The following is a 26,681-nucleotide window of genomic DNA, read 5'->3' on the forward strand; positions in this document are numbered from 1 at the left end:
ACGATCACAGGGCCTGCCACGATCCAGCATCCGCACGCTGGTCGCGTGGTGAGCGGATACCGGCGGAACCACCCAGACGGCGGCGATGGTCGGCAACCACCATCGGGCGTGCACCTCGTCAACGCCACGCCCTACCCAACACGATCGACGACAAGCTGGACCGGCTCCGCGCCGGAGGCTCGTGGCGACCCTGGGCTGATGATGACAGCCCGAGATCGGCCGCGACCAGCGAATCAGTGCTGGCTGATCACTCCTCGACGACTGGGTGGTCCTCGCGGGACCGGGCTAGACGTTGGTCGACACGACGGCTCAGTTCGACCGGATCACACTCGGCCAGGTGATCGCGGATCAGGCCGTGCACGAATCTGTACTGACGGCCGTCCTGGACCAGGAGGATCCGTTCGGCGGCGAACCTGAGCAGGGCAGTTCGACGCCAGGGCAGTTCGACGGCGGCCAGCGGTCTGGCGAAGGCCTCCGCCAGGCCATCGGCCATGGCGTCGAACGGCGGGGTGTTCGAGGCGAGCGCCGGGGCCGGGGCCATGCCGATGAGCAGGCCCGTGATCGGTCCCAGCACCGGAGGTCCGTCGACCTGGGCACCGCTGATCCACGCGAGTGCCAGGCCGATGCCTCCGCCCAGCAACGTGACCGCGACCATCCGGGCGCCCCACCACGTACCCGCGGGAATGTCGTGCAGGTACTCGATCGTCGGCCACGACGACCCGCAGGCGACGCCCACAGCGACGAACGCCACGCCGAGAACCAGTCCGGTCGCCATTCCGCCGAAGAGTTCCGACGACGGACCGGTCCGTATCATCGCCACTGCCGGTAGGGCGACCAGAACCACCCACAACGTCAGCGCGGACACCAGGTTGCCCACAGCCGCGCCGAACGCCAGCCCGTAGAATCCAGCGAACACCATGACGACGATCAAGACCAGCGCGTAGGCCAGGCCGGGCGGCAGAGTCGACGACAGGTTCTCGAACCAGCCGGCCGCGATCCAGGCCGGAGCGCCGACCACCAAGCCCGCGCCGGCACCGACCACGAGGTCTCGCCATCCGAACGCCGGGCGTGGGCCGACTGGCAGGTCGGACCAGACCGACGGGTCGGACATCCACAGCAGCACCGCCAGGCAGCCGACGGCCGCCACCGCGGGCCACACGCCATAGCGGAGGCCGACCACAGCGGCACCGGCCGCGCCCATCCCGATCAGCAGAGTCGGCACGACCCGGGTGTAGCTTTCGACGATCGTGTCCGTTCGGACGAAGGCCAACCACCCCAGCCGGTGCCCGAGGCGACTTCGGGTCGCCACGTCGCTCCACGTCTCCGTGGCGAGTCGGGCGAGGAACTTCAACGCGCGAATCACCTGCTGGTCGGTGAACGGCGCATCGGGTGTCCGCCGCCGCACCAACATCTCCACGACGTAGTCGTCGAACAGACGTCGGTGTTCCTGAGCTGCGGGAACACCGGTCGAGCGGGTTCGGCTGTAGGTGAGCGCCATGATGTTGAGCATCAACGGGGTGCGGACGAGGTCCCAAAGTGCTCTGTTGTGGTCGAGGGCGGCCTCCACGCCGTCGAGGGCGGGTCTGACCGAATCGAAGTAGTCGACCAGCCGTGGGCGGTCCAGGGGCTCGATGCGGATCGCCGAGTAGAGTTCCAGCTTGCTCCTCAGCCGGTCGTAGTCCCGAATCCGGCAGCACACGGCGATCTGGACCCCGAACTCCGCACGCAGTGCGTTGATCTCCTCCACGCACCGGCTGCGGTGCTCCGCCAAGACCTCGTCGAGTCCGTCGAGCAGGAGCGCGATCCGCTGGTTCTTCAGCCACGCCCAGACGTTGCCCGCCGGGATGCCGTACCGCTTGACGATCTGGTGGACGACCCACTCCCTGAACTTCACCGGCTCGCGGTCCTCCGCGCGGCGGCGGCTGAGCCCCGAAACGGACCACGAGGCGAGGTCGACCAGCACCGGCACGGGCTTGTCCGGATCCTCACGCGCGCTGGTGAGCAGTGCCAGGCACAGGTCGAGGAGCAGGGTGCTCTTGCCGGCACCGGGTGCGCCGAGGATCAGCAGTTCGTGGCGCTTGTCCTCGAACAACGCCGCCACTTGCCCGCTGCCGTAGCTGTCGACGCCGGGTTCGTCGATGTCGTCGACCCAGTCCAGCGGCCTGACGATCATGTCCGGCTCCACGGACAGGGCCAACTCGACCTGGACGCGGACGACCAACGAGTTGACCCGACGGCGCTCCGTCCACGCCCCGACCCGGTTGAGAGCGGCCGCGCGGTTCGCCGGGTGATTCCACTTGCCGGGTAATCGCGGCTCGCCGCGCTCACGCAGCCGTTCCCACGCTCCCAGGACCACCGTGAGCGCGGTGAGCGCCGCTACCGCAGGCCACAACCATTCCCGGAAGTCCCCCAGGAAGCCGGGCGCGGTCCCGCCGGTGCCGACGTTGATCGCGATGGGGAGCAGCACGAGGGTGGTCACAGAACCGATCGCGACCACGGCGATGACGCGCGCGTGCCACCAACCGGGCCTCCGCCCCACAGCCGCCTCCGTCAGATCGCGCGCACTTGGCTCCGCCTGTGATCGGACGATAGCGAGCTTGCCACCCGGGGTCCTTCACATCCCCCAGACCGGCTGTTCTCGACTTGTGCGAGGCCAACTCACTCTCGTGGTGGGGTCGACGTGCTGTCCGCCGACCGACGGCGGGCCGGGGTCGTGGCCAACTGCGTTCGCACGTGCTGGAAGTGTTCCGACGGCGCTGCCACGACGTGCGCGGAGGGCTCGACCACCAACTCCTCGCCGCCTTCGCGCCAACTGGCATCAATCGGCTCATGTTCAGCAGCCGGTGCTCCTGGAGCGGTCGGTCACGTTCGACCTGTCTCAGCCACCGGTCCGGCCGGGCCACGGCTCGACGTCCGCACCGTCACCAGCACAAGCAAGCAGAACCCGCACGCCGCAGGGAAATCCGGGGCGAACGACGCACGACCGGGCCGAACCGGCCAGACTCAAGCTGGGCCGTTCAGAGGTATCCCTCCACCCTGGACATCACCCTCGGGTCGCCGCATTTCCGCTCCCGGCTCTTTCGCCCGCAAGAGGGAGCTGACCTCGGCTGGTCGGCACCGGGCCCAGCCGGCGCTGCGCCCGGTGGCGGCACTGGACTCAGCGCACAGGTGAATGTACTGCGCCGCAAGGGTTCTTGCGGACACCCTGGGATGGCCGAAGCCGGTAACGGCGTGATCGTGCGGGCCGATCCCCGGCATGGACCGGGGTCATCAGAGGCCCTGTGGGGAGAGGCGGTACTTCAATGTTCCCATCCGATGCGGCACGGCACAGATCCGGTACGGCGGTGATCCGACTCCTGGCAGCGTTCCTGCTCGCCGCCGCGCTGGTCGTCACGCCGGTCTCCGGGCCGACGCCGGTCGCGTTCGCGGCTACGCCGACCGCTTTCACCGACCTCCCGACGACGGCGGTGGTCGGCGCGCCCTACACGTTCTCCGGCACCGTCACCGACGAAAGCCCGGTCGCGTCGGTCGACGTGTCGACCGACGGCGGCGTCACCTGGAAGCCGGCCGGTTGGCAGGCCGGGCAAACGGCGTGGAGCCACACCTTCACCCCGACTTCCTCGGGCACCGCGCAGCTGCGCGTCCGCGCGCTCGACGCCGCGCAGGCCGCAGTCGGCCAGGCGTCCGCCGAGACGAACATCGCGCCCCGGGTCTGCCCGTGTGGCGTGTGGACGGACGCCGACGTGCCCGGGACGGCCGACGCCGCCGACACGAACGCCGTCGAACTCGGCCTGAAGTGGCGCTCGACGACCAACGGCTACGTGCGCGGTGTCCGGTTCTACAAGGGCCCCGACAACTCCGGCACGCACACCGGCTCGCTGTGGTCGAGCGCCGGTGTCCTGCTGGCGACAGGCACGTTCCGCGGCGAGACCGCGAGCGGCTGGCAGACGCTGGTCTTCCCGGCACCCGTCGCGGTCAACGGCAACACCACCTACGTCGTCTCCTACCTCTCGCCCACCGGCCACTTCTCGGTCGACCAGGGTTACTTCGCCCAGTCGTCGCGCTACCTGGAACCGTTGACCGGCCTGCAAACCGGGGTCGACGGCGTCAACGGCGTGTACCGGTCCGGCGGGGGCTTCCCGATCACCGCCTCCACCGCCGCGAACTACTGGGTCGACGTCGTGTGGGCTCCCGAGCCCGGTGCCGACACCAGGGCACCCGATCTGGTCCGCACCACGCCGTCGACCGGTGCCGGCAGCGTCGCGCTCAACGGCCCGATCTCCGCCGCCTACGACGAGCCGGTCGTCGCGGCGACCACCGAGTTCACGCTGACCGGTCCGTCCGGCCCGGTCGCCGGTCGGATCACGTTGTCCGGCAACGGCAAGACCGCCGACTTCACGCCGACCTCGCCGCTCGCGGGCGGCACCGCGTTCACCGCGTCGGTGCGGGTGCGCGACGCGGCGGGCAACCAGACCGGCACGCACACCTGGCAGTTCCGCACCGGGTCGCCGCGCCCGGCGGCGTGCCCCTGCACGCTGTGGGACGACTTCGCGACGCCCGCCGTGCCCGCCTCCGACGACACCCGCGAGGTCGAACTCGGCAACCGGGTCCGGTTCGGCGGCAAGGGCGAGGTGCTCGGCGTCCGGTTCTACAAGGGGCCCGGCAACACCGGCACGCACACCGGTTCGTTCTGGACCACCACGGGCCTGCTGCTGGCCACCGGCACGTTCACCGACGAGACCGAGACCGGTTGGCAGACGCTGACGTTCGCCGAGCCGGTGACCGTCCTGGCCGGGACCGACTACGTGGTGACCTACCTGGCGCCCAACGGCCGTTACGCGGTCAACCAGAAGCACTTCCAGAGCCAGGCGACGACCTACGGCCCGATCACCGGGCTCGTCGACACCCCGACCAAACCCAACGGCCTGTTCCGCTACGGCGGCGGGTTCCCGACCACCGGCTACCTCTCGTCGAACTACTGGGTCGACGTGGTGTACCGCAACGGCCTCAACGGCGACACCACCAAGCCGACGCTCGACACCCGCACTCCCGCCCCGGGCGCGACGAACGTGGCGCTGGACGGGTCGTTGACCCTGGGGTTCAGCGAGGCCATCGACCCGGATTCGCTGGTCGTCACGGTGGCCGACGCGGGCTGGGGTGGCCTGACGGGCACCGCGACCCTTTCGGCGGACCAGAAGACCGCGACGTGGACGCCGGACGCCAGGCTCCAGCCCGGCAACGTGTACGGGGTCCAGGTGCAGGCCGCCGACGTCAACGGCAACAGCCTGGTTCCCGTCGCCGCCTGGAACTTCACCACCCAGGCCACGGTGTCGTGCCCGTGCTCGCTGTTCAGCGCCGCGACCGTGCCGACCATCCCGGCCGCGAACGACAGCGGCGCGTACGAACTGGGCCTGCGGTTCACCACCACGCGCGGCGGCTTGATCAGGGGTGTGCGGTTCTACAAGGGCCCCGGCAACACCGGCACGCACACCGGTTCGCTGTGGAACAGCGCGGGCCAGCGGATCGCGTCCGGCACGTTCACCAACGAGACCGAAACCGGTTGGCAGACGCTGACGTTCGCCGAGCCGGTGTCCATCGCGAGCAACACGATGTACACGGCCTCCTACACCGCGCCGAACGGGCACTACTCGGTGGACCACCAGTACTTCGAGCGACGGTGGCCCGGTGCGAACTCGCCGCCGCTGTCCACGACCGGCGGCGGCGCGGCCGGGGTGTTCACGCCCGGCGGCGGCTACCCCAGCAAGTCCATCGAGGGCAACCACTACTGGATCGACGTCGACTTCACGCTGCACGAGGACGTCACGCCTCCGGTCCACATCGGACACACGCCGACCAACGACAGCACGGACATCGCGCTGGACGGCTCGGTGTCGATCAGCTTCAACGAGCAGGTGAGCACCACCAACTCGTCGGTCGAGGTGAAGGACGCCCGTGACATGGTCATGCGGGGCAACCTCACCCTCGCCGACAACAACACCACGCTGGTCTGGAAACCGATCGCACCGCTGGTCCGGAGCACGAAGTTCACCGTGACCGTGCGCGGAGCGGACATCTACGAGAACAAGCAGACCGATGCCACCACGTGGTCCTACACCACGGCCAACCCGCCGTGTCCGTGTTCGCTGTACAGCGAGGCGGCGGTGCCGACAGTGCTGGAGACCGGCTACTACGGCGGCGTGGGCATCGGTGTGCGGGTGATCCCGAGCGTCGACGGCTTCATCACGGGCATCAAGTACTACCGGTCGCGGGCCAACCGCGGTCCGCACGGCGCGTACCTGTCGCTGTCGAGGAACATCCAGCTCGCTTCCGCCGGCTTCGCCAACGAGACGGCGGAGGGCTGGCAGACGGCGCGGTTCGCCAACCCGGTGCCGGTCACCGCCGGTACGACCTACATCGCCTGGTACGACATGCCGGAGGGCCGCTACTCCCAGATCCCGCAGTACTTCCGTTACGGGGGCACGGTGACACCCCAGCTGACCGCGCCGGGTGGTCCTGGTTCCGTCGGCAACGGCATGTGGGGCCGAATCCTGGGCTATCCGGACTTCCCGGGTGATCCCACGGGCGACAACATGTTCGTCGACGTGATCTTCACGACCTCGTAGTACGGGTGGGTGGCGTGGTTCTGGTCGCCGCGCCACCCCTCCCCGCAACGGCGGCACATCGGTCACGCGGGTATCGCAGGCGTGAACTCCCCATGGGCCGGTTTTTTGGCTTTGCCCATGGCGTTCAGACCGTCAACGGCGCACCCGATAGCGCAGGTGAAGCACCCGGTTGCCCTGAATCACCGCGTCGGGGTCCTCCAACAGGTGCTGCGCTTGGACCGACCCGAAGTAGCGCTTGCCGGACCCGAACACCACGGGCACGACGTCCATGCGCACCTCGTCGACCAGGCCCGCGGCGAGCACCTGGCCACCGACGTCGCCGGCGGCGACCTCCACAACGCGGTCACCCGCCAACTCCTGCGCCTTGGCCACGGCCGCCTCGACGCCGTCGACGAAGTGAAACGGTGCCTCGTGGTCCCAGCCCTCGGGCTCCGGCCGATGCGTCACGACGACCACGTGCTCGACCCCGCCGGGAGGCTTCCCGTCCCAGCCGTCCGTCAGGTCGAAGACGTGGCGGCCGACGATCGTCACCCCGATCTGGTCCCAGTACGGCCGGGTGTAGTCGAAGGACGTCTGCGACACCTTCAGCTGCCCGCTCCCGTCCAACGGGACGTCACCGCCGGACAGCCAGTCGAACAGCGGTCCGGGCTGGTCGTTCTCGTCCGCGACGAAGCCGTCCACCGACACCGAGCTGTACATGACCACTTTGCCCACGGGACGCTCCTTTGCTTTGGGTACCCCAAATTAGCGTGTCGTGCGCGTGCTCACCCGTGAACTGGGGGGATCTTCAGCCAGGGCATCTCCAACGGGTCCTCGCCCTGGTCGCGCTTCGCGATCCGCTCGTCCGACCACGACTCGTTCGCCGGCGGCCACTCCCCCTCGCGCCAAGCCCGGTAGACCAGGCTTCCCGGGTCCGAAACCCGGTAGGCGTCCCGCAACGCCACCACGCAGCGCTCCGCCAGAGCGGCGTACTCCGCCGTCAACGCTGGCAGCGGCAACGTGAAGGTCCAGTTCGGTGGGTCGAAGCCGGACGGTGCCACCCACCCCGCCTCGGCCACACCGCCGAACTCCGCCCAAGGAACGACCTCGGGCCCCGCCGCCTGGGCCTCCAGCTCGTGCTCACCGCCGGCGAACTGCACGTACCGCTTCCGGTCCCCCGGCAGGAAGACGATCAGGAACACCCGGTCGGCCACGTCCCGCAACGCCTCGGTGAGGCCCCGGCCGAACTCCGCCCACTCGGACATCGTCAGCAGTCCTCCTCCAGATCGGCCTCGACCTGTCGCGGGGTGCGGAAGGAGACCACCGTCGACTTCGCCGCCAGGGTGACGGTGACCTGGGAACTCCCGGGCAGGTTCCAGGTCGCGTCAGTCCGCGACCGGGCCCGCTTCAGGGACGGGCGGCCTTGCCTGGACACCCCTTCGCGCACCGTCAGCGTGAAGAGGTCGCCGAGCAGTGCCCGCGACTCCGCCGATTCCTCCCTGATCATGTCCGCGATCCAGAACTTCACCGACATCAGGGAATCGGCGCCCACCGTCGAGACGTCCGGCGGGGTGAGGCCGGAGACCGAGTTCACCAGGTACTCCCGACCGTCCTCGACCTCGACCTCCCAGCCGAAGCGGTCGATCGCCAAGAGGTGGGCTTCGGCGCGCGTGACCGGCCACGGCAGGCCGGCCCAGAAGTCGACTATCTCCCACACTTCGACCGGTGCCATCGCCTTCCACTGCATGGCCGATTTTAACGCGTGCGCACTTCAGGCTGAGGGGAGCCTCGGCGGTGACCGCAATGCCGAATGACGGAGTTCGGGGGCAGTCCCCCACCACGTCCACGGGAAGGGCAAGCTCATTGGTCTGGGATGTCCGAGCGCGAAATATGCGGGGAGCGTGCCGATGAGCGGATGGAACGGCAAGGCCCATCCCCTCCCGCGACAGCCGCATCCGTGCTTCTACGGCAGTGTCGACTGGCATTCGTGCGTGGAGATGTTCTGGGTGCTGGTGCGCCTGCTGCGCCACCACAGCGCTCTCGTACCGGCCTCGGAGATCCGCCACACGCCTGACGAGCACCTGACCGCCCAGGCGCTACCTCGATTGGCCGTTCGCAGGCTACCTCGCTGACAACGGCGACCGTGACCGACACGTCCGACGGGTTGATCGCCCACCTGCACGGGCTCAACCTCCATCGCGCCTGGTGTTGGCACCGGCTCGCGCAGGCCCTCTCCGCCGGCGACGACCGGATCCCCGCCATGCCGGGTACCGCGGAGGCCCACGCCCACGCCTCGCTGCCACAGGTCACCGGCGGCCCGTACGCCGTCGAACACTGCCTGGCCTACTACGCACTCCTCCTGCCCAGTTGAGAACACGCGCATCTGCCGGGGCGACAGGCTGGACGTCGTCGCACCGACGACAAACCGGTGCCGACTGGTGTTCGAACCGCACGAACCCCGATCTGGCCGGCTCGACCGCTTGGCCTGTCAGGCTGCGGCTCGTGGCCGGGTCGGGTCGGTCCAGAGCACGGCGTGCGTCCCGGACAGGGTGGACTGGTATCCCACGATGGCACCCCGGTTGTTGATCCCGTTGGCGACTCCGGTGGCGTTCCCCGGCAGGACTGCCAGCCTGTGCACGTTTCCGGCCTGGTCCCACCAGACGGGCGTGCCGAAGCTGCTACCGGACGTGCCGACGATCGTGCCCTTGTTGTTGATCCCGTGCGCTTCGTTCTGCTTGCCGTCGGGCAGGGCCTGCAGCACGGTGTACGTGCCGTCGGCGGCCCACCGAACCGCGTCATTGAGTTCGGAGATGCCGACGACCACGCCGTCGTCGTTGATCCCCGACACTTCCAGGCTGAAGCTGCCGTGTCCCAGGACGACCATCGTGCCATCGGGGGCCCACCGCACGGCCCGGGTTTCGAGGTCGGGGTAGGGAAGCCGGCCGGACGTCCCGGCGACCACGCCGCGATGGTTGATCGCCTTGGCCCCGTAGTCCCTGCCATCGGCACCGGGGGCGTCGGGGAGTTCGGTGACCGTGCCATCGGGGTCCCAGCGGACGGCGTGAGTGAACCCGTTCTCCCGGTACGACAAACCGGCGGCGGTGCCGTCGTTGTCGATCCCGTACGCCACGCCGCCGGTGTCGCCGGGCAAGGGGTCCAGCTCGGTGTACCGGCCGTCGCGGTCCCAGCGCACCGCTTGGCCGGGCGTCCCGTCCACCCAGCCCAGGGAGCCCGCGACCTCGCCGCGGTCGTTGACGCCGTTCGCACGGCTGTTGGTGGCGCCGCGCGGGACGTCAAGGGCGCTGATCACGCCGTTCCTGCCCCAGCGGACGGGGGTGGTGGTCCCGTCGAACGACCGCCCCACGACGAAGCCGGTGTCGCTGATTGCCGATGCAACGGTGTTGCGGGCACCGGGTAACTCCGCAAGAACCGTGATTCCCGGGACGGCACCGGCCGGGGGCGCGGTGCCGATGACCGTCGCCGCCACCAACGTGCCCACGACGGCCGCGTGGATGCGCATACTGGGCCCTTTCCGCCGTGCCTCGGCGATCGGAGGGCAACGACGGATGAAGTCCCGATGCCCGCCGAGACCGGCTGTCGACGAGTGCCCGGACCGAACGTCGAGCACGCCACCACCTTCGCGCCGGCCACGACGATGTCAACCGCCGTTCGCCTTTCGAGACCGGCGCACCCCAGGCCCGGAACCCGATAGTCCACTGTGGACGGTCCGGGTGTTCGCACCCGCGCAGGTCGCACCGCCGCGATCGGCCGGGATCAGCGGCGAAGAATATTGCCGCGGGAGCGGAAACTTCCGGTTCGCCGCCGAGGTCATTCCCGGTGATCCGGACACCCGGCGACGACGGATGCGCTAGCGTCGCCGGTCGAAACGTCGACTTCCACAACGCCTGAGTGAGGGGACGCCGTGCGCCGTGGACTGGTGGCAGCGATCGTGGTGGCCGTGGTGGCCGTGGCAGGTGTCGGATACCTGATTTTCAAGCCAGGGCCGTTCGAGCTGGCCGACTACGGCGAGATGTGCGAGTCCCCGAGAGGCTTTCCCGAGGCCGCTGCCTACGAGGGGCCGGAGGCGCACCCCGTCGAGATCGTGAACGAGGGGATGTCGATGCCGTCCGACGACCCCGAGCTGCTGATCTGGAGCCCGAGAGACCCGGCGAAGGTGCAGGTGGTCGCCTGCGTGACCCGGGTCGGCCGCAGTGGGCTGTACAAGCGCTGCAACTACACCGAGCAGGGCAACCCGGCCGGCCCGGTCGTGCGCACCATCGGCCTGTTTCGGGGCATCCACACCGTCGTGTTGTTCGAAGCGCGGTCGGGCAAGAAGCTCGGCGAGTACCGGGTCGAGGGCGACGGCTTCGTCGGGAACGTGATGAAGGAGACGAACGACCCGTGCCAGGGCTTCATCCGTGACGACGGCGCGGCCACCTACTCCGAGCAGGAGGGCAGCCTGAGTTCCGGCCAGCTCCGCGAGCTTCTCGGCCCGTGCGTGCTCAAAAAGTGCTGACCCGGCTTCGGGAAGGCGCAGCGGCAGCAGATCGCCGGCCGTACCGGGGCGCGATTCCGCAATTCACGAGATCAGCCGGGGTGAAATGACGAAGACTCGCCGGTGACTTACGCGCCACTTGTTCCGCAGCCCCCGTACTCGCCGCCGCTCATGCCGACCTCGTCTTTTCGCTACACGGTTGTAATGGGCACCGGGTAAGCCGTGAAATCGGTGGCCGAATTCACCGGGACCGGCTGCACGTACGAACTCCGACGGCACCCCGACGTCACTGGTGGGGTCACGGCGGCAGAAGTGCCCCCGCTGCGTCCTGACCGGTGGCGTGCTGTCGGATTGAAAGGCGACGGGGGCGGGCTCCCGCCCGGAGAGCCCGCCCCCGTCGTGGCCGCTTGGGCGGTCAGGTCAGTGGCCGTCGCCCAGGCCGGTCACGTTGTCGTGGTGGTTGCCGTCGTGGTGGTTGCCGTGGTGCCAGTCGCCGTGGTGCCAGTCGCTCCAAGCCGGGCCGGTCACGTCCAGGTCGACGTCCACTGTGGAGACGTTGTTGAACGAGTCGTCGATCCACACGAGGTTGTTGTTCGTCGTGCTGTTCGAGACCGAGTTGCCCTCACCGAAGACGACGTCGCCGGGATCGGCCTGCGCGGCCGTCCCGGACAAGGCGAAGGCGGCCAGGGACGCCGGAACGATCAGCAAAGCCCGTCGGATGATCGACATGCCGAACTCCTCACAGTGTCGTGGCGTCCGGTCGACGCCTGCCTTCGACGCTAGGAGCAGGACCGATCACTATCCGGTACTCCGCGACCCACGTACGGGGATCACCCCGCGTCGAACACGACCGGCAGGTCCGACGTCGTCCGCCACGTCCGGAGCCGCGTGCCCGCTCGGCACGGCCCGAATTCGACGCTGCCAAACCTGGATCGCCGACTTCCCCGCGTCCGGGTGAACGGACCCGGAACTCGGACACCGCTGGTAGTCGTTCGGAAACTTCTCGTGCGTCGACACGGGGGAACGATCAGAAGATCAGCACGAGCAACAGGACCACGGCCAGCACCACGGCGATCAGTGTCGGGATGGTGGCGGGCGACCGCCGGTGGTGAGCCTGCACGCTGGTGGTGCGGAACCAACTGTGCGGCACCCGACGACGATGACGACTGACCCAGGGCATGACCGCTCCCGTTGTGTCCGAAGGAGTTGGCGCACCGGCACCCCGGCACGACACCGTGCCAGGCAGGCACGATCACGCTTGTCATACCCCGCTGCAGCACACCCGACACCTACAACAGGGCATCGGCGACTCGGCACCGCGACATCCACATCGTGGGCCGACACGGTCGTGATCACCGGGCGTGACGCGGTTCTTTCCCGAAAGCCGACGACGGTCGTGGAAAACGGTGCCACCTTGACCACCCGGCCACCGAGACGTTCGCGGGTCCGCAACCACGGGTCGCTCGGCAAGCCGTCGTCACGCCGCCAAGCGAGGAAGTCTCTCATCGCCACCGACGGGTACTGGTCCTTCGAGGTCGGCCGGACCGGAACGACGAGCCGGTCCACTCCCCGCCGGCGCACCGAACCCCGAAGTGCGGCCAACGCCCCGGTCGCGGTCCCCTGCCCGCTCCGACCGCTCGTCACCTGGACGTCCAATGCCGCCACGCACGTCGGGACCCCGCCGTCGAGGACGACGAGGAAGTAGTCGGGCCGGCGGACGGCCAGACGTCTCGCCCCCGTCAACACCTCGAATGTCCTTTGTGGATAGTACTGTGTCACGGGCGTCGCAGGTCGTCCTGGTGACGTGGCGGTAGTGGTCGGTGTGCGCCGCGAGTTCGCCGAACGAACCGTTGCTGGACTACCACGTGACGAACCGACTACATTGCGTGATCGTGACTGGAGTTCGGGATCTCAAGTACCGTCAGTGGTTCAGGGGCGCGGACGTCGACGGCGACGGGGTGATCACCCGTCAGGACGTCCGGTTGATGGGCGAGCGCTACATCGCGGCCCGTGGTGCCGGGCCGGAGTCCGAGACCGCCCGCCGGCTGACCGACGGGCTGGACGCGTTCTGGACCGGCGTGATCGCGCCGATGGACCTGGACGGCGACGGGAAGGTCGACCTGCGGGAGATGACCGAGGGGTTCCGGCGGGCGTTGGCCGACCCCTCCCTGTACCCGCAGCAGGTCGGGCCGGTGGCCGATTGCTACTTCGACCTGGTGGACCTCGACGGGGACGACAGGGTCGACCAGGCCGAGTTCCAGCAGATCTTCGGCTTCGCGGGCAACGTGTCCCCCGACGACTGCGCCGCGGTCTTCGAGGCGTTGGACCTGGACGACTCGGGTGGGCTGGATCGCGCCGAGTTCCACCGGGCCGTGGCCGAGTTCTTCTACGGCGACGACCCGGACGCCCCCGCCACGCACCTGTTCGGCAGGCTCGCCGGCTGACCGCCCCTGGCCCGTCACCGCGGGCCTCCCACTCTGTGCGGCACAGCAGCCCCGGCACAGCGCGGACAACCGTTGTCCAGGATCAGCAAACCCGTCAGAGGCGGAGATGAGGCAACGATGGAACGACGCATGTCGGTCGCAACGCACTGGGGCAGCTTTGTCGCCGTGGTCGATTCCGGTCGGTTGGTGCGCATCGAGCCGAGGCACGACGACCCCGCACCGTCGCCGATCGGTCCCGGGATGGTGGTCGCCGCCGAAGACGGCGCGCGCGTGTTGCGCCCGGCGGTGCGCAGAGGCTGGCTGAACGGCGAGCCCCGCGCCGGCGGCACGTCCCGGGGCGCGGACACCTTCGTGGAGGTGAGCTGGGACCACGCGATCACGTTGGTGAGCGATGAACTCCGTCGTGTCCGCGCACAGCACGGAGACAGCGCGGTGTTCGGCGGGTCCTACGGCTGGGCGAGTGCGGGCAGGTTCCACCACGCGCAGGGGCAACTGCACCGGTTCCTCGCGCTGGGCGGCGGATACACCGACGCGCGCAACACCTACAGCTCCGCGGCGCTGGAGGTCGTCCTCCCCCACGTGATCGGCGGCCACCCGTGGAGCTACCAGTCCCGGATGCCGATGTGGGACGAGATAGCCGAGCACTGCGAACTCGTGGTCGCGTTCGGGGGGCTGGCCCTGAAGAACAGCCAGATCAACCCCGGCGGCCTGGCCAGGCACCAGACGCGGGACCTGCAACGCCGGTGCCGCGAAGCCGGGGTGCGGTTCGTGAACGTCAGCCCCATCCGCAGCGACACCGCCGACTTCCTCGACGCCGAGTGGCTGCCCGTCGTCCCCAACACCGACACCGCCGCGATGCTCGGCATCGCGCACACGATGCTGGTCAACGACTGGCACGACGAGGACTTCCTCCACCGGTGCTGCACCGGGTTCGACCGCTTCGCCTCCTACCTGGTCGGCCGGCACGACGGCATCCCGAAGGACGCCGCCTGGGCGGAGAAGATCACCGGCATCGGTCGGGACACGATCACCGATCTCGCCCGCCGCCTCACCAGCCGGCGTTCCCTCATCATGGTCAACTACGCGGTGCAGCGAGCCGACCACGGCGAACAACCGATCTGGATGTCCGTCGTGCTGGCGGCCATGGCGGGCTCGATGGGCCGGCCCGGCTGCGGCTGGGGCGCGGGCTACGCGACGATGGACGCGACGGGCGTCGCCAGGGACCGGCCCTTCGTCGCGACGATCCCCGCCGTCCCCAACCCCGTTGCGGACTTCATCCCCGTCGCCAGGATCGCCGACACCCTGCTGCACCCGGGCCGGACCATCGACTACGACGGCAGCCGCCTCACGTTGCCCGAACTTCGCCTGATCTACTGGTGCGGCGGGAATCCGTTCCACCACCACCAGGACCTGCACCGGTTGAGCCGCGCCTGGCAGTGCCCCGACACGGTGGTGGTCCACGAAGCCTGGTGGAACACGACGGCCAAGTTCGCCGACATCGTCCTGCCCGTCGCCACCGGCCTGGAACGCGACGACTTCGCCGCCGGGTTCTCCGACCCCCACATCGTCGCGATGCCGAAGGTCCGCGAGCCGGCGGGCGAGTCCCGCACCGACCACCGGATCTTCGCCGACCTGGCCTCACGCCTCGGTTACGAGCAGGAGTTCACGGAGTCGCGCTCGGAGACCGAGTGGGTCCGGCACCTCTACGAACAGACCAGGGCCAAGCTCGGCGACGAGGCCGCCCTGCCGGGCTTCGACGACTTCTGGCGGACCTCCACCGCCGAGCTGCCCGCCGCGACCGGACCGTTCCCCGGCGGTTTCGAGGCCCTTCGGGCGGATCCGGAACGCTTCCCCTTGTCGACGCCGTCGGGTCGGATCGAGATCTTCTCCGAGGAGATCGACTCGTTCGGCTACGACGACTGCGCCGGACACCCGACCTGGTTCGAACCCGCGGAGTGGCTCGGCGGCGACCTGTCCGAGCGGTTCCCGCTGCACCTGATCTCGAACCAGCCCGCCTCGCGCCTGCACAGCCAGTACGACAACGGCGGCCACAGCCTCGACTCGAAGATCCACGGTCGCGAACCCCTGACGATCAACCCGTCGGACGCCGCGCCGCGCGGCATCGAGAACGGCACGATCGTCCGCGTCCACAACGACCGGGGCAGCTGCCTGGCCGGCGCGATCCTGTCCGACGACGTCATGCCGGGCGTCGTGCAACTGTCCACCGGGGCGTGGTGGGACCCGGTGCAGCCGGGCCTGAACGGGACGCTGGACCGCCACGGCAACCCGAACGTCCTCACCGCCGACCGGCCCTGCTCACGACTGTCCCAAGGCCCCAGCGCCCACACCACCCTGGTCGAGGTCGAACGCTACGACGAACCCCTGCCCGACCTGCTCGCCTTCACGCCACCACGACTCGAACCCTGAGCCGACCTCCGGACCGGAGAACCCCCTCCTGGCACCATGATCGCCTGCGGTGTTCAGCGGGTCCGACGTGAAGAGGACTGGACGGATGACATCCGAGAGCGTCGAGCCGGCGCCGGTGATCCTGGTGAGCGGCCCTGCCGGGGCGGGCAAGACGACGATCGTCGACCACTTGGCGAGGACCATCGGCAGACCTGCGGTCCACGTCTCGCTGGACGACGTGCGAGACCTGGTGAAGTGCCGGTACGCCAACCGGAGGACGGTTGGACGGAGCTTGCCGGGCGTCAGTACGAACTCGCCCGCGCGGGTTGCGCGAACCTCGCTCGGCTGTACACGGCGGACGGGTACCTGTGCTTCGTCGACGACGCGGTCTTCCCCGACTGGCCCGAGGTGGGTCTGGAGCGGTGGCGGGCCGAGCTGAGCGATCGGCGGGTGGGTTTCGCCGTCTTCCTGCCGAGCTTGGCAGCGCTGGTCGAGCGCAACCCCGCCCGCAGCGGGACCCGCCGGCTCTCGGACCAGACGCTCGGGGTCATCCACGACCGGATGCTGGGCTGGCGTGATCGCGGGGTTCCCGTGATCGACAACACGGACCTGGCGGTGCCCGAGGCCGCGCGGGAACTGGAGCGGCTCGTGCTGTCCGGCGAGGTCTTCGGGGCACTCTCGTGACCGACGCGCCGATCGGGCCCGAGGGATTCGGGATCGGCCGCACCACACAGACAGACCTTGTGGCCGTCGAGGAGGAGCCGGCATGTTCGACCGCGTACGGGCGGACGACATGATTCGGGGAACCGATGCTCCTTAACCTTGTGACGGCGGCCGCGCTCGCCGCCGCCGTGGTGTCGCCGGCGGCACCGAACCTCGCGTCCGACTGCTCGGCGAGCGGAAGCCGCGAGATCCCCGGCGGCTACGAGGCGACCCTCTACTGCTCCGGGTGGATGGGCTTCATCAGCGGGCACGGGACGACCCTCACCGATGCGGCCGTCGAAGCCCAAGAGCTGGTCAACCTCAACCTGCGCACCGGCGAGCACTGCTCCGGCCACGGCTCCCGGGTCGTCGCGGGCGGCTACGAGGACACGCTGTGGTGCCCCGGACCTCGCGGCTGGGTTGACGGTCTGGGCAGCACCCTGACCGCAGCAGCGCGAGCCGCCCGAGCCCTGGCGAGCTCGGGCTGAGGATGACGGATGCCCGGGTCGCGGCGGGGCCGCAGCCCGGTCGCGCCGAGCGGTGCGGCCGATCGGTTCGGCGGGCCGGGGCGGGCCGGCGGATTCGAGCCGACCGTGCGGGCGGGTGACATCGGGTCGGCTACCTTCGACGTGGTCGGCGCTGCGCACCGCCAAGGCTGAGGCACAGGGGCGAGGAACTTGCACTTACCGCGCGGTCCTCTCGGTTGGTGGCTGGTCGCCACCGGCTTGCTCGTCCTGTCGGTCGGGTTGGCGGTGCGGGCGGTGTTCGCCTCCGACGACACGACGTTCAACCGCGTGGTGGGCTGGGCGAACATCGTCGCCTGCGTCCTCGGCGCGGTGGGCGTGGTGCTGGTGTTGGCGCTGCGCTCGGACGAGACACCGGTGGAGGACTCGCTGGCTGCCCGGGTGCTCGACCTGGAGCGCGCCCAGCTCGCCCGGCTGCTGGGCACCGACCAGCCGGACACCGTGCGGATCGACGTCACGTTCGAGCGCGACCTCGTCCGGTACCGGGGTGGTGGCGGGGCGGGCTCGCTGGACACGGTGCTCGACTACTACCGCGCGCTGCCCGCCGGGCGGCTCGTCGTGGTCGGCGAGCCGGGGGCGGGCAAGACCGTGCTGGCGCTGCACCTGCTGGTCGCGCTGCTGGCGGAACGGACCGACGGTCCCGTGCCGATCCGGTTCGGCCTCGCCGGGTACGACCCGGGGGTGCCGCTCGACGAGTGGCTGGCCCGGCAGCTCGTCGAGCGCTTCCGACTGCGGCCGGCCGTCGCCGCCGACCTGGTGCGGAGGCGGCGGGTGCTCCCGGTGCTCGACGGCCTCGACGAGATGGACGACGACGAGCCGGTCCGCGCGGCTGTGGCCGTGCGGCGGTTCAACGACTACTTCGCCGGCACCGGCCGCGCGCCGCTGCTGGTGACGTGCCGGTACGAGCCGCACGCCAGACTGGCCAAGACCCTGCTGGACGCGGTCGCGGTCGAGATCCAGCCGCTGTCCACGGCGCAGGTCTCGTCCTACCTCCGGGCGCAGTTGCGCGACGTGGACGAGGAGGCGGCCTGGGTCGGCGTGCTCGACGACCCGGTGCGCATGGCCGCGTTGAGCGCCGCGCTGCCGACGCCGTGGCGGCTGACGCTGGCCGTGACCGCGTTCCGGGACGGACTCGACCCGCACGAGCTGACCAGGCCGCCGCACCGGGTCACCGAGGTGTTGCTGGACAGGTTCGTGCCGGCCGCCACCCGCCTGCGCGGCGCCGGCCGGTACCCGATCGACCAGGTCTCGGGAACGCTCCGGTTGATCGCCGGGCACCTCGCGCGGCAGGGCCGTGACGGGCGGTCGGGTGTCGACCTGTTCCTCCACGAGTGGTGGTCGGCGGTGGGTTCGGGTCGGGTCCGGCACGCCCACGCGGCGCTCACGGCGGTCGCCGCCGGCTCCGCCGTGTCGACGGCCCTCGCCGACCCGCCCGGCCGTGCCCCGGGCGGCCTGCTGGGCCTCTACGGACCGTTGGCGTTGTTCTGCCTGCTGTCGGCGGTGCGGAACCTGCGGGAAGAGGCGGTGCCGCCCCGGACCTTCCTGCTGGGGTACCAGCAGCGCCCGCGGCAGCGGCGCAGGGTGCTCAGGTTCACGCTCCTCCTCTCGCCCCTGCCCGTCCTCACGACGGCCGCCTACCTCATCACCGGCGAGGGCGAGTTGCCCATGGTGGTGGGCTGGTTCGCGTTCACCATTCCCGCGGGGATCCTGGTCGGGTCGTCGTGGGGGTACGGGGACGTGCCGAGCCCCCGTGACGTGATCCGCAACGACCTGCGCAGCTGCGTCCCGCCCGCAGCGCTGAACGCCGTCCTGTACGGGTTCGTGATCCACGGCGGCCCCGACCGCGTGACGTCGCTCGTGGACGGAGCCGTGCTGTCCACGGCCATCGTGGCGATGCTCTGGCAGGTGTGGATCAGGTACGCGCTGGCGGTGGCGATCGGTCGGGCGCGGTTCGGCACCCCGCTGCGCTTCGGCCAATTCCTCGACTGGGCCTGCGATGCGGGCCTGTTGCGCGTGGCAGGCAACGCCTACCAGTTCCGGCACCGCGAGCTTCAACTCTGGTCGGAACGCCCGGTGAAGGCGACGGCGACGGCTCCGTCCGGCAGGCGCTAGCCCGCGCCCGGCCCTCGCCGAACAAGTTCAGGCGACGAGTTTGTCGGTGAGGGCTTGGGCGAAGGTGCGGGAGTCCAGCGTGTCCAGGTCTTCCACCGGACCGGTGATGTCGATCGCGAGCCGGACGACCTTGTCCTGCTTTGCCAGGATCGCGGTGTGGACGGTGTGCCGGTCGGCGTTGTTGAACTGGGACTCCGTCGACACCACGTTGGTCACGTAGTACGCGAAGCGGTCGTCCACGAACGGCTTGGTCGACCCCAGGTTGTCGCTGCGGAAGTAGTGCTCCCCCACCGGACCCGGTGCCACCCAGTAGTCGTCGTAACCCCGGTGACACCCGGACACGGCACGCGCCTGCCCCACTGCCTCCCGGCCCGTGACACCTTGGTAGACCGCCGCGTACTGGGTGATCGTGGCCCGCTGGCCGCGGTGGGACCAGGTCCACCTCGCGGTGATCCCGGCGACCGCCTGGCGGTCCGACGGGAGATCCAGGCACTCCACCAGTTTCTTCACCCCCACCACCGGCGAGCCGTCCCTGGCCAGCCCCCTGAGTCCGGTGACCTCGTCGCCCAACACCAGCTTCGCCGCTACGGCGGCCGGATCGACCGTGGACGCGACCGGCCTGCCGGACACCCCGGTGCACGCCGACAACACGAGTAGGGCAAGCACCACTACGACAGCTCTCACGATCCCCCTCATCGCCCGTCTGGCGAGCACCCTACGTGGGCACTTCCCCGCCAAACCGGCAGAATTCCACACCGCGACGAATTCGATATCGCTCGGAGATCCCGTGCCGACCGGGGTGATCCTGGTCGGGGGCGAACGCGGCGACGCGGACGAGGGCCTCGACCTTGAGGCCGCCCGGTGGCGGCGGGATCGTCGGCCCCGGCCGCCGCCGCGTCGGTGGCCCCGACGACGACGGCGGCCAGGAGTGTTCCGCGCCGCAGGATCAGACAGTGACGGGCAGGGGTTCGCCGAGCGGTGCCCAACGCAGTTCCGGCCGACCGGCGAACGCCCGTTCGATGGCGGCGCGCGGTTCCCGGAAGTGCTGCCAGCCCTCGTAGTGCACCGGGATCGCGGTGTGCGGGGCGAACGCCTCGCACAGCCGGACCGCCTGGCGCGCGGTCATCGAGTAGCGGATCGGGCCGGTGATCGGGAACCGGACCCCGCCGAGGTGCAGCAGGGCGGTACCGACGCGGAAGCGGTCGGCGACCTCCCGGACTCCCCGGAACGGCACGGTGTCGCCGGTGCACCAGAACGCGCCGTGCCGCTGCCCCTCCCAGCGCAGCGCGAAGCCCACCACGTCGCCGACGATCGGCACGCTGAACGGCGGCCCGTGCCGGCAGGGCGTCGCGGTGACCTCGATGTCGGGCCGGCCGGGTCGGGTCAACCTGACGGTGTCCCAGGCGCGCACCCCACGGGCACCGCGTCCGAGGCGGCGCGCGCCGGACACGGTGGTCACCACGGTCTCCGCCTCGGCCAGGAGGGCACGGCCGGCGTCGTCGAGGTTGTCGCCGTGGTGGTCGTGGGTGAGCAGGACGGCGTCGACCGCGCCGAGTCCGCCGGCCGGGATCGCCGGGCCGGTCAGCTTGCGGGAGGACGTGCCCCAGCCGAACCGGTACCGGCGGCCCGGCGGGTCGAAGGTCGGATCGGTGAGCAGCCGCCACCCGCCGAACTCGATCAACGTGGTCGGACCGCCGACGTGGGTGATCCGGACCTCGGTCACCGGGCGTGCCGCAGGGCCCAGTCGAGCACGTGGTCCGCGATCTCCTCCCAGCCCCGCTGGGCCGGCAGCAGGTGCGCGTAGCCGGGGTACTCCTCGATCTCGGTGACGGTGTCCGACTTGTAGTGCTTGGCGTTGGACTGCTGCACGGCGGGCGGCATGATGTGGTCCTCGCCGCCGGAGACGAACAGCAGCGGGGCGCGGCCGTCGTTGTAGTAGTCGACCCAGACGTCCTGGTGGCCCGGCTGGAAGTTGGCCAGCACGCCACCCCACACGATGCCACCGTTGACCGGGATCGCGTAGCGCTCGTAGAGCGCGCGGGACTCCTCCTCGGTGAACGTGTTGGTGAACGCGTAGTTCCACTGCTCGAAGGAGATCGGCACCGCCCGGTGCCGGTTGGCCGGGTTCTTGAACACCGGGAACGTCGACTTCAGCTGCGACAGCGGCACCACGCGCACACCCTCGGTCGGCGCCGAGTTCAGCGCGACGCCGACCGCGCCCAGCCCTCGGTCCAGCAGCAGCTGCGTGAACGCGCCGCCGGCCGAGTGCCCGATGAGGATCGGCGGCGAGTCGAGTCCGCCGATCACCGACGACAGGTGCTCGATGATCCTCGGGACGGTCAGGTCCGCGATGGGCGTCGGGTCGGCGTTCAGGGCCTCGACCTCGACCTCCAGCCCGGGGTAGGCGGGGGCGAGGACCTTGTACCCCTTCTTCTCGTAGTGCGTGATCCAGTGCTCCCAGCTGCGCGGGGTCACCCAGAAGCCGTGGATCAGGACGATGGTGTCGGGCGCGGTCATCACAGGCTCCTGAGGAAGGTGAGCAGGTCTTCGCCGAGCTGCTGCTTGTGGGTGTCGGTGATGCCGTGCGGCGCCCCGGGGTAGACGGTGAGCGTGGCGTCCCCGATCCGGGCGGCGGAGGCTTCGCCGCCGACGTGGAACGGCACGACCTGGTCGTCGTCGCCGTGGATCACCAAGGTCGGCACGTCGAAGGCGTCGAGGTCCGCGCGGAAGTCCGTGGCGGAGAAGGCGGCGATGGACTCGTAGGCGTTGCGGTGCCCGGCTTCCAGGCCCTGCCTCCAGAACGCGTCGCGCACCCCCTGCGACACGTCCGCGCCGGGCCGGTTGTCGCCGAAGAACGGGCCGTCGGCCAGGTCCCGGTAGAGCTGGGAGCGGTCGGCGAGCGAGCCGGCGCGGATGCCGTCGAACACGTCGACCGGCACGCCGCCCGGGTTGTCCTCGGTGAGCAGCATGAACGGCGGCACGGCGGACACCAGCACCACCTGCGCGACCCGGGCGGTGCCGTGCCGGCCGACGTAGCGGGCCACCTCTCCCCCGCCGGTGGAGAACCCGACCAGCGTCACGTCGTGCAGGTCGAGGGTGTCGACCAGGGTGGCGAGGTCGTCGGCGTAGGTGTCCATGTCGTTGCCGGCCCAGGTCTGGGTGGACCGGCCGTGGCCGCGACGGTCGTGGGCGATCGCCCGGAAGCCGTTGCCCGCCAGGAACAGCTGCTGGGCCTCCCAGCTGTCGGAGTTCAGCGGCCACCCGTGGCTGAGCACCACCGGCCGGCCCTCGCCCCAGTCCTTGTAGAAGATCCGGGCACCATCGGCGGCCGTCACGTGCGGCATGGGAACGCTCCTCTCGGCTGTCCGGCAGGACTTGTCCATCGTGTTCGGCGGGCGTGGTCGTTCGAACCCCGCGAAGCGCGTAGTCATGAGGATCGCTCAGTCGCCCAACGCCTGGGCGAGCCGCCGCCGCGAGGTCACGTCGAGCTTCCGGAAGACCTTCCGCAGGTGGTAGTCGACGGTGCTCGCGCTGATGAACAGCCGGTCGGCGATCTCGGTGTTCGTGGCACCTCCGGCGGCGAGGGTGGCGATCGCGAGTTCCTGCGGGGTCAGGCCGTTCGGCGTGCCGGCGGACCGGCGGCGCGCGGTCTCCCCGGTCGCGGCCAGCTCCTGGGCGGCCCGCGCGGCGAACCCCGCGGCACCTATCCGGTCGAACAGCTCCGACGCCGTGCGCAGGTGCTCACGGGCGTCACGGCGGCGTTTGCACCGACGCAGCCACTCCCCGTACAGCAGGTGGGCGCGGGCGAGGTCGGCACGGGCCGGGGTCGCCGACAGCAGCTCGATCGCGCGCAGGTAGAGCGGTTCGGCACTGCCGACCGGCGCGAGCAGCGCCTGGGCGCGGGCGAGCACCCCTCTGGCCCACGGCGTGCCGGCGGCGGTCGCCCGGCCGGTCAGCGTGTTCAGCGCGGACGCGGCGAGGACCCGGTCACCGCTGCGCACCGCGGCCTCCACCAGGTCGGGCAGCACCCGCGAGTGCAGCCCGGTCGGGTCCGTCCCGATCATCCGGTGGGCGATCGCCCGCGCGCCCGCGTAGTCGCCGCGCCCCAGCGCCAGGAACATCAGGCCGGCCCGGGAGATGGACTCCACCGAACCCGAGCCCAGCCAGGTGCCGGCCGCCAGCGCCCCGTGGAGCACGTCGGGCAGGCCCTCGTCCTGGGCGCGCCAGCCCAGCAGCTCGGGGTGCCGGTAGATCGCCCACAGCTCGTCGGTGCCGCCGATGGCGCGCCGGACCTCGTGGCACTGGACCAGCAGGTCGGCGGCGGCGCCCAGCTCGCCCAGGTGGGTCTCGACCATGGCCGCGCAGTACAGGGCGATGTCCAGCTGGCGCAGGGCACCGGTCCGGCGGGCGATGTCGGCCGCCCGGCGGACCACCGCCCGGTGCAGGTCCGCGTCCCACAGCAGCAGGCACAGCGACGCCCCGGTCAGGTACCGGCGCAGCACCTGGTCCTCGGGGGTCTCCGGGTCCACGAGCTGCTCGACCGCCTGCCGGATGCGGGGCACGGCGCGTTCGTGGCCCTCGTCCACCAGCACGGCGAACGCGCGCACCAGCGAGTCGGCGACGGTCGAGGTACCGGTGCGCGCCAGGACACCCCCGGCGACCTTGGCGATCTCGGCGGGTGTGGTGTCGCGCAGCAGGTGCTCGGCGCGGATGGTGTGCTCGATCGTCTCCAGCATCGCCTCTCGGGCCAGCTCCGGCGCCCGCTCGTCGAACGCGAGCGCGGCCCGCAGGCACAGCGTCGCCCCCAGCGCGAAGGCGCCTTCGCCGCCCAGCATCACCAGCGCGCTCGCCCGCACCAGCAACGCCCGGCCCCGCACGACGTCGTCGGCCGGATCGGTGGCCACGCCGTCCAGCAACGTCATGGCCTGCAACGGCGCGCCGGCGGTCACCGCGGCCTCGGCCGCCGCCAGCAGCAGGTCCGCCCGCCCCGCGCCAGCCAGCTCGGCCGCCCTGGTCAGGAACCGGACGCGGGCCGCGTAGCCGCCGCGCGCACCGGCCCGGTCCGCCGAGCGCAGCAGCTCGGCGGCCACCTCGTCGTCGGTGCCGACGCACGCGGCGGCCAGGTGCCACGCGCGCCGGTCCGCGTCCTGCGGGCGGTCGGTCACGGCCGCCAGCGCGGCGTGCACCTGCCGCCGCCGCACACCGGTCGCCCCGCCGTACACCGCCGACCGCACCAGCGGGTGGCGGAACCGGACGGTGGTCCCGACCGACAGCAGCCGGACCGCCTCGGCGGGCTCGCTCGCGCCGTGGTCCACGCCCAGCCCGGTGGCCGCCGCGGCGATGTAGGCGAGGTCCCCGCCGGGCTCGGCCGCCGCGAGCAGCAGCCAGACCCTGGTCGGTCCGGGCAGCCCGGCGACCCGTCGCCGGTAGTGCTCCTCCAACCGGCTGCCGACGGGCAGCGGGTCCGGCAGCGACGTCCCGCCGCCGAGCTGGTCCGCGGACAGCTCACGCCCCAGGTCGGTCAGCGCGAGCGGGTTGCCCGCCGCCGCCGCCACGATCCGCGCCGCCACCACGCCGTCCAGCGGTCCGGTCACCACCGACCGGAGCAGCTCCACCCCGTCGGCCTCGGGCAGGCCCGCCACCTCCACGACGGGCAGCCCGGCGAGCCCGTCCACGACGCCCCGCGCCGCGAACACCAGGCCCACGCCCTCCGCGTGCAGGCGGCGTCCGACGAAGGCCAGCACCCCCAACGACTCCTCGTCCAGCCACTGGGCGTCGTCCACGCAGCACAGCACCGGCCCGCCCTCGGCGACCTTCGCCAGCAGCGTCAGCGCCGCCAACCCGACCAGGAACCGGTCGGGAGGCGGCCCGTCGTCCAGCCCGAGCGCCACCCGCAGCGCGCCGCGCCGGTCCGGCGGCAGGTCCCCCACCGCACCGGACAGCGGGACCAGCAGCCGGTGCAGACCCGCGAACGGGAACCCGGCCTCGGACTCGACCCCGGACACCCGGACCACCCGCGCGAGCCCGGCCGCACCCGCCACGTAGTCGAGCAGGGCGGTCTTGCCGATCCCCGCATCGCCGCGCAGCACCAGCACGCCGCTGAGGCCGGCGGGTAACGCCCCGACCACCTCGTCGAGTGCCGAACGCTCGCCGTTCCGGCCCTTGAGCACCGTTACCACGCGAGAACGGTAGGGACGGAGTAGATCATGGGACGAGGCTGTGCGTGCACTGCGCGCGGCCCACTGTGCACACTGGTCGGAAGCGTGCGCGAAGGCGGAGGCGATGACCTACATCCTCGACACTGCGGACCTGCCGACCCGGGACCGGTTCGAAGCGGTGCACACGGCGATGGCGCACGCCTCCGCGCCCTGCCACGTCATCCACGAGGACCCCGACCGGGACGTGCACGTCCGGCTGGGCTTCTGGGACCTGGGCAGCAGCAACATCTTCACGGCCCACGCCACCGGTCTCCGCCTGCTGCGCACCGGGAAGCAGGCCAGGCAGGACACGATGCCGGTCGTCGCCCTCTCGGTGCAGCGGCTCGCTCCCGGACGCCACGAGCAGTTCGACCGACAGCAGGTCGTCGCGCCCGGCGAACTGATGGTCGTGGACCTGTCCGCGCCCTACGACTTCTCGTGGTCGGGCGTCGGCGGTGCCGGCTGCGTGCAGATCCCGATCGACCGGCTCGGGCTCCCCGTCGACGTCATCCGCCACGCCGTGGCCAACGTGCGGAGCAGCCCGCTCTACCGGGTGGTCACCGACCACGTCGCCCACCTGGCGGCCGACGCCGACCGGATCGGCACCGACCCCGGCGCGGCGGCCCTCAGCGCGGCGAACGTCGAACTGGCCCGCGCACTGCTGATCTCCGCCGGCCGAGCCGACCGGCACAGCCGCGCCGCCCTCGCCGAGACGCTGCTCACCCGGATCCGCGCCCACGTGCGCGCCCGGCTGACCGACCCCGACCTGCGCCCCGCCACGATCGCCGCCGAGCACCACATCTCGGTGCGCTACCTGTACAAGCTCTGCGCGCAGGCCGGGTTCAGCCTGGAGCAGTGGATCATCGACGAACGCCTCGACGGCGCCCGCGACGAACTCGCCCAACCGACCGGCCGACACCGGACGATCGCGATGACCGCCCGCCGCTGGGGATTCCACGACCCGACCCACTTCGCCCGCCGGTTCCGTGCCCGGTTCGGCCTGACACCGCGCGACTGGCGACGCATCTCCGGCGGCGACGAGTAACGAGCCGCAGGAGTGTCGATCAGCCCTGTGGAGCGATCCGGACCAGCGCTCGGCTTGCGCCTGTGGGAAGCCTGACATCGAAGAGGACGCACCTCAACCGGGTCGACTCTCAGCTGAAGGCTGCATCCACCCGAAACCTCCCAGCAGAGGACCC

General features: G+C 70.8%; 23 protein-coding genes. 11 read left to right on the forward strand and 12 right to left on the reverse strand.

Going from position 1 to position 26,681, the window contains the following annotated elements; translation table 11 throughout:
* Positions 1–247: 247 nt before the first annotated feature.
* Positions 248–2,479 carry an NACHT domain-containing protein gene (locus tag AC0HI0_RS16665; protein ID WP_480933280.1) on the reverse strand — a complete coding sequence of 744 codons (2,232 nt, stop codon included), beginning with the start codon at positions 2,477–2,479 and terminating at the stop codon, positions 248–250.
* Between the two features lie 865 nt (positions 2,480–3,344).
* Here AC0HI0_RS16665 and AC0HI0_RS16670 point away from each other — a divergent pair.
* Positions 3,345–6,623 (forward strand): DUF4082 domain-containing protein, encoded by a 3,279-nt coding sequence (locus AC0HI0_RS16670; RefSeq protein WP_480933281.1) that lies wholly within the window; start codon positions 3,345–3,347, stop codon positions 6,621–6,623.
* A 132-nt stretch (positions 6,624–6,755) separates the two neighbouring features.
* Here AC0HI0_RS16670 and AC0HI0_RS16675 read toward each other — a convergent pair whose 3' ends face one another.
* From AC0HI0_RS16675 to AC0HI0_RS16685, 3 genes are read right to left on the reverse strand one after another with little or no spacing between them, the layout of a single operon-like run.
* The gene (locus tag AC0HI0_RS16675; RefSeq protein WP_480933282.1) at positions 6,756–7,337 is read right to left on the reverse strand and encodes a dihydrofolate reductase family protein; all 582 of its coding nucleotides are present in this window, start codon (positions 7,335–7,337) and stop codon (positions 6,756–6,758) included.
* A gap of 50 nt (positions 7,338–7,387) precedes the next feature.
* Positions 7,388–7,867, reverse strand: a complete 480-nt coding sequence (locus tag AC0HI0_RS16680; protein ID WP_480933283.1) for a TY-Chap domain-containing protein — start codon at positions 7,865–7,867, stop codon at positions 7,388–7,390.
* Between the two features lie 2 nt (positions 7,868–7,869).
* On the reverse strand, positions 7,870–8,334 hold the full coding sequence (locus AC0HI0_RS16685; RefSeq protein ID WP_480933284.1) for a DUF6301 family protein: 465 nt from the start codon (positions 8,332–8,334) through the stop codon (positions 7,870–7,872).
* Between the two features lie 175 nt (positions 8,335–8,509).
* Between AC0HI0_RS16685 and AC0HI0_RS16690 the strand changes: the two genes are divergently transcribed.
* Positions 8,510–8,734 (forward strand): DUF2891 family protein, encoded by a 225-nt coding sequence (locus AC0HI0_RS16690; RefSeq protein WP_480933285.1) that lies wholly within the window; start codon positions 8,510–8,512, stop codon positions 8,732–8,734.
* A gap of 11 nt (positions 8,735–8,745) precedes the next feature.
* Complete coding sequence (locus tag AC0HI0_RS16695; RefSeq protein WP_480933286.1) at positions 8,746–8,973, forward strand: DUF2891 family protein; 228 nt, start codon at positions 8,746–8,748, stop codon at positions 8,971–8,973.
* 117 nt (positions 8,974–9,090) lie between these two features.
* On the opposite strand, the gene AC0HI0_RS16700 is transcribed toward AC0HI0_RS16695, so the two are convergent.
* A complete protein-coding gene (locus AC0HI0_RS16700) occupies positions 9,091–10,122 on the reverse strand; it encodes a hypothetical protein (RefSeq protein WP_480933287.1) in 1,032 nt (343 codons plus the stop codon).
* Positions 10,123–10,551: 429 nt separating this feature from the next.
* Between AC0HI0_RS16700 and AC0HI0_RS16705 the strand changes: the two genes are divergently transcribed.
* Positions 10,552–11,118 carry a hypothetical protein gene (locus AC0HI0_RS16705; protein WP_480933288.1) on the forward strand — a complete coding sequence of 189 codons (567 nt, stop codon included), beginning with the start codon at positions 10,552–10,554 and terminating at the stop codon, positions 11,116–11,118.
* Between the two features lie 399 nt (positions 11,119–11,517).
* Here AC0HI0_RS16705 and AC0HI0_RS16710 read toward each other — a convergent pair whose 3' ends face one another.
* Together AC0HI0_RS16710 and AC0HI0_RS16715 are read right to left on the reverse strand one after the other, a co-directional pair.
* Complete coding sequence (locus AC0HI0_RS16710) at positions 11,518–11,826, reverse strand: hypothetical protein (RefSeq protein WP_480933289.1); 309 nt, start codon at positions 11,824–11,826, stop codon at positions 11,518–11,520.
* A 298-nt stretch (positions 11,827–12,124) separates the two neighbouring features.
* On the reverse strand, positions 12,125–12,247 hold the full coding sequence (locus AC0HI0_RS16715) for a hypothetical protein (RefSeq protein WP_480933290.1): 123 nt from the start codon (positions 12,245–12,247) through the stop codon (positions 12,125–12,127).
* Positions 12,248–12,989: 742 nt separating this feature from the next.
* On the opposite strand from AC0HI0_RS16715, the gene AC0HI0_RS16720 reads away from it, so the two are divergent.
* The 6 genes from AC0HI0_RS16720 to AC0HI0_RS16745 all read left to right on the forward strand — a co-directional run bounded on the left by AC0HI0_RS16720 (position 12,990) and on the right by AC0HI0_RS16745 (position 19,285).
* A complete protein-coding gene (locus AC0HI0_RS16720; RefSeq protein WP_480933291.1) occupies positions 12,990–13,541 on the forward strand; it encodes an EF-hand domain-containing protein in 552 nt (183 codons plus the stop codon).
* A gap of 129 nt (positions 13,542–13,670) precedes the next feature.
* Positions 13,671–15,968, forward strand: coding sequence for a molybdopterin-dependent oxidoreductase (locus AC0HI0_RS16725; RefSeq protein ID WP_480933292.1), 2,298 nt, complete (start codon positions 13,671–13,673; stop codon positions 15,966–15,968).
* 85 nt (positions 15,969–16,053) lie between these two features.
* Complete coding sequence (locus tag AC0HI0_RS16730; protein ID WP_480933293.1) at positions 16,054–16,386, forward strand: AAA family ATPase; 333 nt, start codon at positions 16,054–16,056, stop codon at positions 16,384–16,386.
* Positions 16,387–16,397: 11 nt separating this feature from the next.
* Positions 16,398–16,631, forward strand: coding sequence for a hypothetical protein (locus tag AC0HI0_RS16735; RefSeq protein WP_480933294.1), 234 nt, complete (start codon positions 16,398–16,400; stop codon positions 16,629–16,631).
* Positions 16,632–16,756: 125 nt separating this feature from the next.
* Positions 16,757–17,137: a hypothetical protein gene (locus AC0HI0_RS16740; protein WP_480933295.1), complete on the forward strand. Its 381-nt coding sequence runs from the start codon at positions 16,757–16,759 to the stop codon at positions 17,135–17,137.
* 237 nt (positions 17,138–17,374) lie between these two features.
* Positions 17,375–19,285 (forward strand): NACHT domain-containing protein, encoded by a 1,911-nt coding sequence (locus AC0HI0_RS16745; protein ID WP_480933296.1) that lies wholly within the window; start codon positions 17,375–17,377, stop codon positions 19,283–19,285.
* A gap of 27 nt (positions 19,286–19,312) precedes the next feature.
* On the opposite strand, the gene AC0HI0_RS16750 is transcribed toward AC0HI0_RS16745, so the two are convergent.
* From AC0HI0_RS16750 to AC0HI0_RS16770, 5 genes are all read right to left on the reverse strand, one after another.
* Positions 19,313–19,969 carry a hypothetical protein gene (locus tag AC0HI0_RS16750; RefSeq protein WP_480933297.1) on the reverse strand — a complete coding sequence of 219 codons (657 nt, stop codon included), beginning with the start codon at positions 19,967–19,969 and terminating at the stop codon, positions 19,313–19,315.
* 262 nt (positions 19,970–20,231) lie between these two features.
* Positions 20,232–21,008, reverse strand: a complete 777-nt coding sequence (locus tag AC0HI0_RS16755; RefSeq protein WP_480933298.1) for an MBL fold metallo-hydrolase — start codon at positions 21,006–21,008, stop codon at positions 20,232–20,234.
* Positions 21,005–21,802, reverse strand: a complete 798-nt coding sequence (locus AC0HI0_RS16760; protein WP_480933299.1) for an alpha/beta hydrolase — start codon at positions 21,800–21,802, stop codon at positions 21,005–21,007. Before AC0HI0_RS16760 ends, AC0HI0_RS16755 begins: the two co-directional genes overlap by 4 nt.
* Complete coding sequence (locus tag AC0HI0_RS16765; protein WP_480933300.1) at positions 21,802–22,629, reverse strand: alpha/beta fold hydrolase; 828 nt, start codon at positions 22,627–22,629, stop codon at positions 21,802–21,804. Before AC0HI0_RS16765 ends, AC0HI0_RS16760 begins: the two co-directional genes overlap by 1 nt.
* Positions 22,630–22,725: 96 nt before the next feature.
* A complete protein-coding gene (locus AC0HI0_RS16770) occupies positions 22,726–25,464 on the reverse strand; it encodes a helix-turn-helix transcriptional regulator (protein WP_480933301.1) in 2,739 nt (912 codons plus the stop codon).
* 103 nt (positions 25,465–25,567) lie between these two features.
* Between AC0HI0_RS16770 and AC0HI0_RS16775 the strand changes: the two genes are divergently transcribed.
* Positions 25,568–26,527, forward strand: coding sequence for a helix-turn-helix domain-containing protein (locus AC0HI0_RS16775; protein WP_480933302.1), 960 nt, complete (start codon positions 25,568–25,570; stop codon positions 26,525–26,527).
* Positions 26,528–26,681 lie beyond the last annotated feature (154 nt).

It is taken from the genome of Saccharothrix sp. NBAS 001, from assembly GCF_056640475.1.

Excerpts from the sequence above, each read along its gene's own strand:
- AC0HI0_RS16680 (WP_480933283.1), bottom strand. The coding sequence starts at position 7,867 with ATGTCCGAGTGGGCGGAGTTCGGCCGGGGCCTCACCGAGGCGTTGCGG.
- AC0HI0_RS16685 (WP_480933284.1), bottom strand. The coding sequence starts at position 8,334 with ATGGCACCGGTCGAAGTGTGGGAGATAGTCGACTTCTGGGCCGGCCTG.
- AC0HI0_RS16690 (WP_480933285.1), top strand. The coding sequence starts at position 8,510 with ATGAGCGGATGGAACGGCAAGGCCCATCCCCTCCCGCGACAGCCGCAT.
- AC0HI0_RS16700 (WP_480933287.1), bottom strand. The coding sequence starts at position 10,122 with ATGCGCATCCACGCGGCCGTCGTGGGCACGTTGGTGGCGGCGACGGTC.
- AC0HI0_RS16710 (WP_480933289.1), bottom strand. The coding sequence starts at position 11,826 with ATGTCGATCATCCGACGGGCTTTGCTGATCGTTCCGGCGTCCCTGGCC.
- AC0HI0_RS16725 (WP_480933292.1), top strand. The coding sequence starts at position 13,671 with ATGTCGGTCGCAACGCACTGGGGCAGCTTTGTCGCCGTGGTCGATTCC.
- AC0HI0_RS16730 (WP_480933293.1), top strand. The coding sequence starts at position 16,054 with ATGACATCCGAGAGCGTCGAGCCGGCGCCGGTGATCCTGGTGAGCGGC.
- AC0HI0_RS16740 (WP_480933295.1), top strand. The coding sequence starts at position 16,757 with ATGCTCCTTAACCTTGTGACGGCGGCCGCGCTCGCCGCCGCCGTGGTG.
- AC0HI0_RS16760 (WP_480933299.1), bottom strand. The coding sequence starts at position 21,802 with ATGACCGCGCCCGACACCATCGTCCTGATCCACGGCTTCTGGGTGACC.
- AC0HI0_RS16765 (WP_480933300.1), bottom strand. The coding sequence starts at position 22,629 with ATGCCGCACGTGACGGCCGCCGATGGTGCCCGGATCTTCTACAAGGAC.
- AC0HI0_RS16775 (WP_480933302.1), top strand. The coding sequence starts at position 25,568 with ATGACCTACATCCTCGACACTGCGGACCTGCCGACCCGGGACCGGTTC.